This window comes from Azospirillum brasilense (genome assembly GCF_005222205.1).
GTDB classification, from domain to species: Bacteria; Pseudomonadota; Alphaproteobacteria; order Azospirillales; family Azospirillaceae; genus Azospirillum; species Azospirillum brasilense_G.
Genome location: NZ_CP032345.1, coordinates 1,335,118 through 1,348,576, shown reverse-complemented (window position 1 = coordinate 1,348,576; position 13,459 = coordinate 1,335,118). Strand labels below are relative to the sequence as shown.

General features: G+C 69.3%; 11 protein-coding genes and 1 tRNA gene. 4 read left to right on the top strand and 8 right to left on the bottom strand.

The features are described 5' to 3' along the window. Nucleotides 1-82 precede the first annotated feature (82 nt). The 6 genes from D3869_RS06595 to D3869_RS06565 all read right to left on the bottom strand — a co-directional run bounded on the left by D3869_RS06595 (nt 83) and on the right by D3869_RS06565 (nt 5,752). Nucleotides 83-157 (bottom strand) — tRNA-Thr (locus D3869_RS06595). 81 nt (nt 158-238) lie between these two features. Beyond that, nucleotides 239-2,179 (bottom strand): DNA helicase RecQ, encoded by a 1,941-nt coding sequence (gene recQ / locus D3869_RS06590; protein WP_137139404.1) that lies wholly within the window; start codon nt 2,177-2,179, stop codon nt 239-241. Nucleotides 2,180-2,387: 208 nt separating this feature from the next. Then, on the bottom strand, nt 2,388-2,831 hold the full coding sequence (locus D3869_RS06585; protein WP_051140063.1) for a (deoxy)nucleoside triphosphate pyrophosphohydrolase: 444 nt from the start codon (nt 2,829-2,831) through the stop codon (nt 2,388-2,390). Beyond that, complete coding sequence (locus D3869_RS06580) at nt 2,831-3,349, bottom strand: GNAT family N-acetyltransferase (protein WP_137139403.1); 519 nt, start codon at nt 3,347-3,349, stop codon at nt 2,831-2,833. The genes D3869_RS06585 and D3869_RS06580 overlap by 1 nt, the downstream gene beginning before the upstream one ends. Nucleotides 3,350-3,365: 16 nt before the next feature. Then, entirely contained in the window at nt 3,366-4,604 is a 1,239-nt protein-coding gene (argJ, locus tag D3869_RS06575; RefSeq protein WP_137139402.1) for a bifunctional glutamate N-acetyltransferase/amino-acid acetyltransferase ArgJ, read from the bottom strand. A 182-nt stretch (nt 4,605-4,786) separates the two neighbouring features. Continuing rightward, nucleotides 4,787-5,752 (bottom strand): peptidylprolyl isomerase, encoded by a 966-nt coding sequence (locus tag D3869_RS06565; RefSeq protein ID WP_137139401.1) that lies wholly within the window; start codon nt 5,750-5,752, stop codon nt 4,787-4,789. Nucleotides 5,753-6,169: 417 nt separating this feature from the next. Here D3869_RS06565 and secA point away from each other — a divergent pair, with 417 nt between their 5' ends. The 3 genes from secA to D3869_RS06550 all read left to right on the top strand — a co-directional run bounded on the left by secA (nt 6,170) and on the right by D3869_RS06550 (nt 11,297). Further along, nucleotides 6,170-8,920 (top strand): preprotein translocase subunit SecA, encoded by a 2,751-nt coding sequence (secA, locus tag D3869_RS06560; protein WP_137139400.1) that lies wholly within the window; start codon nt 6,170-6,172, stop codon nt 8,918-8,920. 135 nt (nt 8,921-9,055) lie between these two features. Next, on the top strand, nt 9,056-9,502 hold the full coding sequence (gene mscL, locus D3869_RS06555) for a large conductance mechanosensitive channel protein MscL (RefSeq protein ID WP_137139399.1): 447 nt from the start codon (nt 9,056-9,058) through the stop codon (nt 9,500-9,502). Nucleotides 9,503-9,755: 253 nt separating this feature from the next. Beyond that, the gene (locus tag D3869_RS06550; RefSeq protein ID WP_247895748.1) at nt 9,756-11,297 is read left to right on the top strand and encodes a DEAD/DEAH box helicase; all 1,542 of its coding nucleotides are present in this window, start codon (nt 9,756-9,758) and stop codon (nt 11,295-11,297) included. 268 nt (nt 11,298-11,565) lie between these two features. Here the strand turns inward: D3869_RS06550 and D3869_RS06545 are convergent, their stop codons facing one another. After that, complete coding sequence (locus D3869_RS06545) at nt 11,566-12,573, bottom strand: cobalamin biosynthesis protein CobD/CbiB (protein WP_137139398.1); 1,008 nt, start codon at nt 12,571-12,573, stop codon at nt 11,566-11,568. 7 nt (nt 12,574-12,580) lie between these two features. Next, nucleotides 12,581-13,144 carry an ankyrin repeat domain-containing protein gene (locus tag D3869_RS06540; RefSeq protein ID WP_137139397.1) on the bottom strand — a complete coding sequence of 188 codons (564 nt, stop codon included), beginning with the start codon at nt 13,142-13,144 and terminating at the stop codon, nt 12,581-12,583. A 104-nt stretch (nt 13,145-13,248) separates the two neighbouring features. On the opposite strand from D3869_RS06540, the gene D3869_RS33005 reads away from it, so the two are divergent. Next, nucleotides 13,249-13,410, top strand: a complete 162-nt coding sequence (locus tag D3869_RS33005; protein ID WP_175426408.1) for a hypothetical protein — start codon at nt 13,249-13,251, stop codon at nt 13,408-13,410. The last annotated feature ends 49 nt before the right edge of the window (nt 13,411-13,459 follow it).

Here is a 13,459-nt window from a genome sequence, read left to right as displayed (position 1 = left end):
CGGCCTTGCTGGGAAAAGGGCGCGATGAGTCATGCCACATATGGAAAGGCCCCGGAAGGCGTTACCTTCCAGGGCCTTAGAGTGGTGCCGCAGCAGGGATTTGAACCCCGGACCTACTGATTACGAATCAGTTGCTCTACCCCTGAGCTACTGCGGCGTCGACGTCGGTGCGTCGTGGGCGCGGAAATTAACCGGGGGGGCGGACCGGCGCAAGCGCTTTTTTGGGAGATGGATAAAATTATCCTTTCTGGCGGATGACGTCCAAAAAGGGGTCGGCATAACGCTCCAGCTTGCGGGCGCCGACGCCGGGCAGGCGGGCGAAGGCGGCGCGGTCCATTGGCCGCGTCGCGACCATCTCTAGCAGCGTGCTGTCGTGGAAGATCACGTAGGGCGGCACCCCCTGCGCGCGGGCGAGTTCCGTACGGCAGTCCTTCAGCGCATGCCACAGCGCGTCGTCGGCCGGCGACAGGGCGCCGCGCGCACCCGCCCGCGACACGCCCTCGCCGGACAGGCCGCCGGCCAAGCCGCTGGAGGAGGCGGAGCCGCCGCGGGAGACGTGGCGGCGCAGCGCGTCGTGGACGCCGCGGCGCTTCTCGACGACCGGGTCCTTGCGCAGCTTCACCGTCTGCTGGCCCTTGATGACCGGGATGCCCGCGTCGGTCAGGCGGAAGCCGCCATAGCCCTCCAGATCGACCGTCAGGTAGCCGGCGGCGACGAGCTGGCGGTAGACCGACTGCCATTCCGCCTTCGACAGCTCCTTGCCGCAGCCGAAGGTCTTCAGCGCGTCGTGGGCCTGCTGCGCCACCTTCTCCGTGGCGTTGCCGAGCAGCACGTCGATCAGATGCCCGGCGCCGTAGCGCTGGCCGGTGCGGTAGACCGCCGACAGGGCCTTCTGCGCGGCGACGGTGCCGTCCCAGGTCTCCACCGGCTCCAGGCAGGTGTCGCAATTGCCGCAGGGCGCCTCCAGCGTCTCGCCGAAATAGTTCAGCAGCACCTTGCGGCGGCAGGCGGAGGTCTCGCAGAAGCCGAGCAGCGCCTCCAGCTTGGAGCGCTCGACGCGGCGGTGGGAATCGCCGGCCTCCGACTGCTCCAGCATCTGGCGCAGGCCGACCACGTCGGCCATGCCGTAGCTCATCCAGGCGTCGGCGGGCAGGCCGTCGCGCCCGGCGCGGCCGGTCTCCTGGTAGTAGGCTTCCAGGCTCTTGGGCGGGTCGAGGTGGCAGACGAAGCGCACGTTCGGCTTGTCGATGCCCATGCCGAAGGCCACCGTCGCCACCATGACGATGCCCTCGCCCTTGATGAACAGGTCCTGGTTCGCCTCGCGCACCTCCGGCGGCAGGCCGGCGTGGTAGGGCAGCGCCTCCCGCCCCTGCTGGTTCAGCCAGTTGGCGGTGTCCTCCACCTTCGCCCGCGACATGCAATAGATGATGCCGGCGTCCTCGGGGTGGTTCTCCCGCAGGAAGGCCAGCATCTGCTGGCGCTCGCTCTTCTTCGGGACGACGCGGTAGGTGATGTTGGGCCGGTCGAAGCTGGACAGGAAGACGCGGGCCTCGGTCAGCCCCAGCTTGTCCTTGATCTCCGCGCGGGTCTGCGCGTCCGCCGTGGCGGTCAGCGCGACGCGCGGCACGGTCGGGTGCCGCTCGTGCAGGATGGAGAGCTGGAGATACTCGGGCCGGAAATCATGGCCCCACTGGCTGACGCAATGCGCCTCGTCCAGCGCGAAGAGGGCGAGTTTGGTGCGGTCCAGCAGATCGAGGAAGCGCGGGGTGACCAGACGTTCCGGCGCCACATAGACGAGGTCGATCTCGCCGCGGACCATGGCCCGCTCCACCTCGCGCGCCTCGGCGGCGTCGAGGGAGGAGTTGAGGAAGGCCGCACGCACGCCAAGCTCGCGCAGCGCCGTCACCTGGTCCCGCATCAGCGCGATCAGTGGCGAGACCACCACCGTCACGCCGTCGCGCACCAGCGCCGGCACCTGATAGCACAGCGACTTGCCGCCGCCCGTGGGCATGAGGACGAGAGCGTCGCCGCCACGGATGACGTGGGCGATGATGTCGGCCTGCTGCCCGCGGAAGGCGGAATAGCCGAAGACCGACCGAAGCACCTCCAGGGCGGGGTTGCCGTCAGGGTCCTGGGCCGGTTCCGCCGGAGGGGCCTTGAAATTGAAGAGCGAGTCCACGCCGATGCGGTTCAGATGCGGGTCCGTCTCTGGACGATTTGGAATCTGGTGTTCGGGTCAGAATCTGGTGGCCGGGATGCGATCCCGAACGCAACGGCTATGATGTGGCACAGATCGCCCGATTCGTGAAGACGCAATCCGGAAGAGCTGCGGGGACAAGGGTGGCGCATCGCGCGATGCGGGAAAAACTGTGGCGCTCTTCGGCCGGCTACAACAGGTCGCGCAGCATCGCCACCAGCGGCACGTCGGCGGGGGGCATGGGGTAGTCGCCCATGCGGTTCGGGTAGACCCAGGCGAGCTTCTGCCCCTCCCGCGCCATCACATCGCCCTCCCAGACGCGGCAGACGAACAGCGGCATCAAAAGGTGGAACTTTTCGTAGCTGTGCGAGGCGAAGGTGAAGGGGGCGAGGCAGCTCGCCGCCGTGTCGATGCCCAACTCCTCCTTCAATTCGCGGACCAGGGCGGCCTCCGGCGTCTCGCCCGCGTCGACCTTGCCGCCGGGGAACTCCCACAGCCCGGCCAGCGACTTGCCGGGTGGGCGCTGGGCCAGCAGGACGCGACCGTCGGCGTCCACCAGAGCGACCGCGACGACCAGCAGGGTCGGCAGCGAACCGGGGGCCGGGGTGGAGGAGGGATCGAAGCAGGCCGGCATCAGGCGGTCTCCGGGGTGAGGAACCGCCAGCGTCCGGCGGTCAGTTCATAGTGGTCGGCATCGTCGAGCGGCAGGAAGCCGACCGTCTCCAGCACGCGGCGGGAGCGGTGGTTGTCCGGCGCGATCCGCGCCCACAGACGGGGCAGGCCCAGCGCGAAGGCAGCGGGGATGACGGCACGCAGCATCTCTGTGGCATGGCCGATCCCCTGGTGCGGCCGGCCCAGCCAATAGCCGACCTCGCCGTCCGCCAGGATCACCCCGATGCCGCCCGCCGGCTGCCCGTCGTCCTTACGGATCGCCAGCAGGTCGAGCGACGCGCGCTCCGCCCGGTTGCGGGCGGCCAGGGCGACCCAGGCTTGCCCGTCCTCCAGGCCGTAAGGGTGGGGCACACGGGCGAGCCAGCGCGCCACCTCCCACTCCCCGATCAGCGGCGCGAAACGCTCCACATCCTCCAGGCGGAAGGGGCGGAGCGTCAGCCGCGCCGTGTCGAGGTGGTCGGGCAGGGGCGCGCCGGTCATGGTCTCCGCTTCGATCTCAGCTCCGGTAGGAGCCGTTGATGTCGATGTAGCCGTGGGTCAGGTCGCAGGTCCAGACGCGGGATTTGCCGGTGCCGATGCCCAGGTCGACGTGCACGTCGATCTCCTGGCCCTTCATGTGGGCGGCGACCGGCGCCTCGTCGTAGCCCGGAACCTCCATGCCCTCGGCGCAGATCAGCGTGCCGCCGATGGTGATCTTGATGAGGTCGCGGTCGGCCCGCTCGCCGGCCCGCCCGATGGCGGCGACGATGCGGCCCCAGTTGGCGTCCTCACCGGCCAGCGCGGTCTTGACCAGCGGGGAGTTGGCGACGGTGAGCGCGATGCGCTTGGCGGCCACATCGTTCTCGGCGCCGACCAGCGTGATCGAGACGAACTTGGTCGCCCCCTCGCCGTCGCGCACGATCTGCAGCGCGAGGTCGAGCATCACCTCCTCCAGCGCCTTGCGGAACGCGGCCAGTTCCGGTGCGTTGGCGTCGGTCACCGGGGCGTTGCCGGCCTTGCCGGTGGCGAACAGCAGCAGCGTGTCGCTGGTCGAGGTGTCGCCGTCCACGGTGATAGCGTTGAAGCTGCGCTCGGTGAACTCCGACAGCATGGACTGCAGCGCCGGGGCGGCGATGGCCGCGTCGGTGAAGAGGAAGCCCAGCATGGTCGCCATGTCCGGCGCGATCATGCCGGAGCCCTTGGCGAAGCCGCTGATCGTCACCGTCGTCCCGCCGATGGCGACCTGACGGGTCGAGCCTTTGGCGAAGGTGTCGGTGGTCATGATGGCCCGCGCCCCGGCCTCCAGCGCCGCCGAGTCGTCCTTCAGCGCCGGGACCATGCCCGGCAGCACCCTGGCGATGGCGTCGGCGGCCAGCGGGATGCCGATCACGCCGGTGGAGGCGACGTAGACCTCGTCGGTGGCGCAGCCGGCAATCTTGGCGGCGGCCTCGACGGTCGCCTGGACGGTGGCGTCGCCGGCCTTGCCGGTGAAGGCGTTGGCGTTGCCGGCGTTGACCACGACCGCGCGGGCCGAGCCGCGGGGCAGGCTGTCGCGGCACCAGATCACCGGGGCCGAGCAGGTCAGCGACTTGGTCAGCACGCCGGCCACCGTCGTGCCCTCGTCGAGCACGGCCAGCATCAGGTCGTCACGGCCCTTGTATCGGATGCCGCTGTTGGCGGTGGCGATGCGCACGCCCGCGACGGGCGGGAGCGTCGGGAAGCCGGCGGGTGCCAAGGGGGAGACGGTCGTGGCCATGGGGACGGGCTCGTGGGGCTGGTGGAGCGGGGGTGAGGGTGTTGATGTGCGGGCGCTTGCCCCCTCCCTAACCCTCCCCCGCTGGGCGGGGGAGGGGATCAAGTCCCTCCCTTGCGAAGCGGGGGAGGGAAGGGGCCCGCGGCGTCAGCCGTGGGAAGGGTGGGGGCAACCGCTGCCGGACCTTAGTTCTTCTTGGGCTCTTCGGCCTTCGGAGCGCTCTGGGCCGGCGCGGCCGGGGCCGGCTCTTCCTTCGGCATCGGCGAGCCGTCGAGCTGGAAGGTCTCGACCTTGGCGACCTTGCGCAGGTCCTCGACGACGTTGGTCACGATGTCCTTGCTGAGCTGCTGCTCGAGCTGCGGCTTCACCTCGTCCAGGGTCGGCTGCGGCTGGGTGCGCTTGTCCTCGACCTTGATGATGTGCCAGCCGAACTGCGTCTTCACCGGCTCCTTGCTCACCTCGCCCTTCTTCATGGCGAAGGCGGCGTCGGCGAAGGGCTCGACCATCGTGTCCTTGGTGAAGTAGCCGAGGTCGCCACCCTGCTCGGCGGCCACCGGGTCCTTGGACTTCTCCTTGGCGAGCTTGGCGAAGTCGCCGCCCTTCTTGAGCTGGGCGATGATCGCCTTGGCCTCATCCTCCTTCTCGACGAGGATGTGGCTGGCCTTCACCTCTTCCTGGGCCGGGTTCTGCTTCAGGAAGGCCTGATAGGCCTCGTCCAGCTTGGCCGGGGTGATGCGCGACTGCACCTCCTTCTGGATGTAGGCGCGCTGCACCGCGCGCTCCTCGGCGCGCTTGATCTCGTCCTTGACCTCCGGCGTGCCGGCGAGGTTGGCCTTGTAGCCGGCCTCGGCCACCAGCTTGGAGTTCACGAGCTGCTCGATCACCGCCGGGTAGATCATCTCCAGCGGCATCTGCTGCACCTGCGGCGGAAGCTGGGCAACCATGCGCTGGACGTCGGAGCGGTGGACCGCCTCGCCGTTGACGCGCGCCACCACCGGATCGGCGTCCGCCGTGGCGGGGGCGGCCTGCGCGGCGGGGGCGGGCGTGGCCGCGGGAGCCGGAGTCGGCGCCGGAGTCTGGGCGTGGGCGGCCAGCGCGAGGCCGCAGGCGGCCATCGACAGCAGGGCGGCGCGGAACACTCGATTCACCATGGAGTCTTTTCCTTCCGGCGGATGTGTCTTGTCACGGTCAATGGCATGACAGAACGTCTTATGATTGGCGGCGGCCGTTGATTGGCGGTGGCTGTGCGGACGATCCGGCCCCGCGCCCGAATCCGCGGGGGATTAAGCATGGGTTCGCGGCGCGGGGCAAGCGGTCGTGATGCGCGGCCGTGACGCCTACCTTCGGCGCCTTCCTTCGACCGTGTTCAAGGCGATATGGCGGCGGAACGGTGGTGCTTCCAGGGCGCGCCACACGCCGACCCACGCTTCATGCAGCGCCGGCACCCCCGCGACGCGCGCCTGAAAGGGCCGGGCAAAGGGGCGGGTCTCGTTGACAGAAACTTGCTTCGGGCCTATGTGAGACCGGTCAAAAAGCCGGCTTCACGACGTTCCACCCCCGAGGTTTTCATGTTCGGTGCTCTCGCCCGCAAGATTTTCGGCACCGCCAACACGCGCACCGTCAAGGCGCTGCAAAAATCCGTCCAGCAGATCAACGCGCTGGAGCCCGAGTTGGCGGCGCTTTCCGACGACGCGCTGCGCGCCCGCACCGACTGGCTGCGCGGCCGGCTGTCGCAGGGCGAGACGCTCGACGCCATCCTGCCCGACGCCTTCGCCACCGTGCGCGAGGCCGGCAAGCGCGTGCTGGGGCAGCGGCACTACGACGTGCAGCTGATGGGCGGCATGGTCCTGCACCAGGGCAAGATCACCGAGATGCGCACCGGCGAAGGCAAGACGCTGGTCGCCACGCTGGCCGTCTATCTGAACGCGCTGGAAGGCAAGGGCGTCCACGTCGTCACCGTGAACGACTATCTGGCCTCGCGCGACAGCTCCTGGATGGGCCGCATCTACGGCTTCCTCGGCCTGACCACCGGCTGCATCGTGCACGGGCTGGACGACGATGAGCGCCGCGCCGCCTACGCCGCCGACATCACCTACGGCACGAACAACGAATTCGGCTTCGACTATCTGCGCGACAACATGAAGTTCCGGCTGGAGGACATGGTCCAGCGGCCCTTCAACTTCGCCATCGTCGACGAGGTCGACTCGATCCTGATCGACGAGGCGCGCACCCCGCTGATCATCTCCGGCCCGTCGACCGATTCGTCGGACATGTACATCCAGGTCGACCGCCTGATCCCGCAGCTGACGCGGGATGACTATGAGATGGACGAGAAGAACCGCACGGTCAGCCTGTCCGAGGCCGGGCAGGAGCATATGGAGCAGCTTCTGGCCGAGGCCGGGCTGCTGAAGTCGGGCGGCCTCTACGACATCCAGAACGTGGCGCTGGTCCACCACGCCCAGCAGGCGCTGCGCGCCTACACGCTGTTCCAGCGCGACAAGGACTACATCGTCAAGGACGACAAGGTCATCATCATCGACGAGTTCACCGGCCGCATGATGGAGGGCCGCCGTTACTCGGAAGGCCTGCACCAGGCGCTGGAGGCCAAGGAGAAGGTGACGATCCAGCGCGAGAACCAGACGCTCGCCTCCATCACCTTCCAGAACTACTTCCGCATCTACCCGAAGCTGGCCGGCATGACCGGCACGGCAATGACCGAGGCGGCGGAGTTCGCGGAGATCTACGGCCTTGAGGTCGTGGACATGCCGACCAACGTGCCGGTCCAGCGCAAGGACATGGACGACGAGGTCTACCGCAAGGCGTCGGAGAAGTACGACGCGATCATCGACCTGATCGAGGACGCGCGCAAGCGCCAGCAGCCGGTTCTGGTCGGCACCACCTCCATCGAGAAGTCGGAGTTGATCGCCGAGCTGCTGAAGAAGCGCGGCATCCCGCACAACGTGCTGAACGCCCGCCACCACGAGCAGGAAGCCTACATCGTCGCCCAGGCGGGCCGTCCGGGCGCCGTCACGGTCGCCACCAACATGGCCGGCCGCGGCACCGACATCCAGCTCGGCGGCAACGTCGAGATGCGCATCCAGATGGAGCTGGCGAACCTGCCCGACGGGCCGGAGCGCGACGCCAAGATCAAGCAGATCGAGGCCGAGGTGGCCGAGGCGCGCGAGCTGGTCAAGCAGGCCGGCGGCCTCTATGTCGTCGGCACGGAGCGGCACGAGAGCCGCCGCATCGACAACCAGCTGCGCGGCCGGTCGGGCCGCCAGGGCGATCCGGGTGCCTCCAAGTTCTTCCTGTCGCTGGACGACGACCTGATGCGCATCTTCGGGTCGGAGCGCATGGACGGCATGCTCCAGCGCCTCGGCCTGAAGGAGGGGGAGGCGATCATCCACCCCTGGATCAACAAGGCGCTGGAAAAGGCCCAGACCAAGGTCGAGGCCCACCACTTCGAGGTCCGCAAGAACCTGCTCAAGTTCGACAACGTCATGAACGACCAGCGCAAGGTCGTCTATGAGCAGCGCCGCGAGATCATGGACACGGAGGACATCGCCGAGACCGTCCTGGAGATGCGCCATCAGGTCATCGCCAACATGGTCAACAAGGCGATCCCGCCGAACTCCTACTCCGAGGCCTGGGACATCGCCGGCCTGCACGAGGAGGTGAACCGCCTCCTGGGCATGGACCTGCCGGTGGCCGACTGGGCCAAGGAGGAGGGCATCGCCGAGCCGGAGATCGAGGAGCGCGTCCGCGAGGCGGCCGACCGCAAATACGCGGAGAAGGTGGAGACCTACGGCGCCGACACGATGCGCCATGTGGAGAAGAGCCTGCTCCTGCAGATCCTCGACCAGGAATGGAAGGATCACCTGCTTCAGCTCGACCATCTCCGCCAGGGCATTTCCCTGCGCGCCTACGCCCAGAAGGACCCGCTGAACGAGTACAAGCGGGAAGCCTTCGAGCTGTTCGAGACCATGCTGACGACCCTGCGCGAGCAGGTGACCGCCGTGCTGATGCATGTCGAGATCCGCATCGCCCCGCAGCCGGAGGAGCTGTACGCCCGTCCGCCGCAGGAGATGCACGAGGGCCGCGACGATCCGGCGCTGGCCATGGCGGAAGCGGGAGCCGGGGCCGCCCAGGGCTATCCGCCGGCCGACGCGCCGCTGCCCGCCGGCATGGTCCGTCGCGAGGCCGCCGCCTCGGTGGTGCCGGGCGCCGACCCCAACGCCTGGGCGAACACGCCGCGCAACGCGCCCTGCCCCTGCGGCTCGGGCCAGAAGTACAAGCACTGCCACGGCAAGGTGGCGTAAGCACCGTCGGGAAGAACGCCGCCGGGGACGTTTCGGAGGGGGCTGGGCCGCAGGGTCCGGCCCCTTTCCTTTTGCGGCCCGGGAAACTTCGGCTGGGCTGTGGCGTTCTTCCGGTCAACAAGCGGGAGCGCAGCCATGTTGCAGGAATTCAAGACCTTCATCAGCCGCGGCAACGTCGTGGAGCTGGCCGTCGGCATCATCATCGGCGCGGCCTTCACCGGCATCGTCAACTCGCTGGTCAAGGACATGCTGATGCCGCCCATCGGCTGGATCATGGGCGGGATCGACTTCTCCAACTATTTCCTGAACCTGTCCGGCGGCCATTACGAGAGCCTCGCCGCGGCGGAGGCGGCGGGGGCGGCGACCATCAACTATGGCCGCTTTATCAACGCGCTCATCAACTTCTTCATCGTGGCGGGGGCGCTGTTCCTCATCGTGCGGCAGGTCAACCGCCTGCATTTCCTCCAGGATTCCAAGCCGAAGGCGCCGCCCCGCCAGGAGGTTCTGCTGGAGGAGATCCGGGATGCGCTGCGCGCACGGCAGGCACCCGCCGCCGGGGACACGACACGACCGGGGGCGTGAAAGAATCTTCTTGGATTGTGCAGCGCAACCCATTATGTAAGGCGTCTTGATCGCTGGAGGCTCGCGCGTCTCTTGAGCGAGACGCGCTTTGATATTGCGGGACGGCCTTCCTTGGGACCCGGTCGCCCGTTGCTTCGGACAGACGCCTCTCCCTCTTCCGACCTCCTCCCGGCGAAAACGCCGGCGTTCCACCGCTCACCATCCTGGTGCGGCGGCCGTGCGCCGTCTTGGTCCTGAGGAAAGGTTACCCTACTTGTCGTCCATCGAAATGACCGCCGCCGACGCCCTCGTTGTCGAGACCGCCGTCGCCGAGACTTCTGTCGTCGAGACCGCCGTCACCGAGGTTGCCGCCGCCGACGCGACCGTGACCGACACCACCGACACCGTTACCCCCAACGCCTTCGCCGGGCTGGGCGTCCACCCGCTCGTCGTGAAGGCGCTTGAGGCGTTCGACTACAACACCCCGACCCCGGTCCAGGCCGAGGCGATCCCGCCGGCCCTGGAAGGCCGCGACATCCTGGCGACCGCCGAGACGGGCACCGGCAAGACCGCCGCCTTCATGCTGCCGGCGCTGACCCGCACCGTCGACCTGCCGCGCCTCGGCGTGGCCGCTCCGCGCGTGCTGGTTCTGGCCCCGACCCGCGAGCTGGCCAAGCAGGTCACCGACGCCGCCCGCAAGTACGCCAAGTTCATGAAGTACAACATCGTGGACGTGGTCGGCGGCATGCCCTACCGCGACCAGCTCCGCCTGCTGTCGCGCGCGGTGGATGTGATGGTGGCCACGCCGGGCCGCCTGCTCGACCATGTGTCGCGCAACCGCATCGATCTCAGCGCCGTCGAGGTGCTGATCCTGGACGAGGCGGACCGCATGCTGGACATGGGCTTCCTGGACGATGTGGAGACCATCGCCAAGTGCTGCCCGGACAACCGCCAGACGCTGCTGTTCACCGCCACGCTGGACCGCCGCATGGCCCAGCTCGCCGGCAACCTGCTGCGCAACCCGGTGCGCGTCGCCGTGGAAAGCGCCACCACCTCGGTGAACGTCGAGCAGCGCCTGCACCATGCCGACGACATGGACCATAAGCGCCGCCTGCTGAAGCACTTCGCGGACCTGCCCGAGGTCGGCAAGGCGATCATCTTCGCCGCCACCAAGCGCGACGCCGATGCGCTGGCCGAGGAGCTGAGCGACGCCGGCCACGCCGCCGCCGCCCTGCACGGCGACATGGACCAGTTCAAGCGCAACCGCACGCTCCAGCGCCTGCGCACCGGTCAGGTCCGCCTGCTGGTGGCGACCGACGTGGCGGCGCGCGGCATCGACGTGCGCGACATCACCCACGTCATCAACTTCGACCTGCCGCGCTCGGCGGAGGACTATGTCCACCGCATCGGCCGCACGGGCCGTGCGGGCGCCTCGGGCGTGGCGATCTCCTTCGCCGCCCGCGCCGACCGCGATGCCCTGTTCCGCATCGAGCGCTACACCGGCACCCGCCTCGACATCCACGTCGTTCCGGGCCTGGAGCCGCAGCGTCCGTTCCAGACCGGCGGCGGCGGCCGTCCGGCGGGTCGTTCGGGTGGCCGTCCGGGTGGCGGCAACGGCGGCGGCTACAACAAGAAGCCGTGGGTGCGCAACGCCAACGGTGGTGGCGAGTCTGCCGGCAATTCGGGCCGTCCGCAGGGCCGTCCGGCGAACCGCAACGAGCATGGCCGCAGCGACCATGCCCGCAACGAGCACGGCGGTCACGCCCGCCGCGACTCCCAGGGCGGCAAGCCGGCGCACCGGGCGTCCAAGTGGTAACAGCGGTTCGCCGCTGACATGAAAAAGGCGCGGTCCCTCGGGATCGCGCCTTTTTTCTTGGGCGGGTCGCGGCGTGGCGGGCAAGACTTCACACGGATTTCACGGATCGACGCGCGGATTTCACGGATTTTTTTAAATAATATATATCGGAAGCCAGCTTTTCTTGCGTGAGGCAACAGGGATGGAGTGGACAAATAAATAAAAATCCGTGTAATCCGTGAAATCGTCCGTGCAATCCGTGTGAAGTCTTGTCCCCCGCACCCGCGCTTTATAGCCCCGCGATCCCCCACAGCAGTAGCGCCACCAGCAGCGCCAGGATCAACCCGGCCACGGCGTAGACCGCCAGCGCCCGCCCGATGTCGGCGGCGGTGGCGCGGGCGCGGCCGTCGCCGATCCAGGCTTCGGTGATGACCACGCCGCCGTCGCGGTGCGGCCCGCCCAGCGCCAGACCCAGCGCGCCGGCCATGGCCGCGGTCGGCCAGCCCATGTTGAGGGAGGCCGCCTTGCCGCCGTCCCGCATCATCGTGCGGAAGGCGCCGCCGGCCTTCGCCCCGGCAAAGGGCGCGGCCAGCGCCAGCAGAACCGCCGCCAGCCGCGCCGGGATGGCGTTCAGCGCGTCGTCCAGCCGCGCCGCGGTCTGGCCGAAACGCTCGTGCCGGACGCCGGCGTGGCCCAGCGCGGTGTCGGCGCCGTCCACCACCGCCCAGACCAGAAGGCCGGGAACCCCCAGCAGGGCGTAGCCGAAGACCGGGGCCACCAGCTTGCGGGCGAAGCCCTTGGCGGCGGCCTCGATGGCGGCGCGGGCGATGCCGTGCTCGTCCAGGCTGAAGGCGTGGCGGCGGGTGAGGGGGGCGACGGCCTCCCGCGCCGGGACGACACCGCCCTTGTCCAGGGCGCGGCGCACCGCGCGCACCCGCGCCCAGGCGCTCCGTCCGCGCAGGGTGGCGAGGATCACCGCCAGCTCCAGCAGCCAGCCGCGGCTCTGCGCGCCGATCCGCTCGACGATCAGGCCGACGGCGACGGCGGCCAGAACGAGCGCCAGAACGACCAGCGCGCCGCGCAGCAGGCGGGCGGTCTTGCCGCGCTCCACCCGGTTCAGCCGCCGGTCGGCCCAGGCGCAGACGCGTTGCGCCAGCGCCGCCGGGTCGGGCAGGACGCGCCCGATCCGGTCGCCGGCTGCGGCGTCGATGGCAAGGGCCAGCAGCAGCAGGAACAGCGGCCCCGGACCGTTCAGGGGGGCGGCGCCGAGAATGGCGGTGAGCGGGGCGTCGCCCATAGCGGCCTCAGCGCGCTCCGGCCTGGCGCAGCAGGTTCGCCACGCGGGCGTTGCGGCTGTCCTGCGCCCAGCTCAGCGTCGTGCGGCCCGTGAAGTCGGTGCGGTCGGCCTGCGCCCCGGCCTTCAGCAGCCGCTCCACCAGATCGACGCGGCCGAAGCGCGCCGCGGTCATCAGCGGGGTGACCCCCTGGCGGTTGTCCTGGTCGACCTTGGCGCCCTTGGCCAGCAGGAGGTCCACCACCTCCGGCGCGTCGGCCTCCACCGCGTAGTGCAGCGGGGTGTTGCCGGCCTTGTCGGCGCGGTTGGGGTTGGCCCCGCCGTCCAGCAGCAGCCGCACCAGCTCCGGATGGCCGTTGCCGATGGCCACCAGCAGGACGGGCCGTCCGCTGGCGTCGACCTGATTCGGGTTCTCCCCCTTCAGCAGCAGCAGCCGCAGCGCGCTGGCGTCGTTGGACGTCACCGCCTTGACCATGGAGGGGCCTTCCAGGAGGTTGATCTGGGCCAGGGCCGGCGCGGCGACGGGGGCGGTCAGGCCGAGGGCCAGCAGGCTGAGCATCAGCAACCGTTTCATGGCGCGTCCTTTTGTGCGATCCGTGTGTGATCCGTCTTTCGGCCGGGGATACTATCCAGTTTGGCCCGGTTTGGCGACGGCGACCCGCTGCAATGGAGCCGCCCATGGTCCGCAACCCGCTCGCCCGCAACCCGCTCGCCTGCCACGCCGCCCTGTTCCTGGCGGTGAAGGCCGCGCTGATCGCGCTGGGCCTGTGGTGGTTCCTCGGCACCATGCCGGAGCCGCGGGGCACGGTGACCCCGCCCGCCGCCGCGGGAACGCCCTGACGCCGCCCGATGTCCCGGCGGGAACCTCCGCTTCGCGCCCATGGTTGAA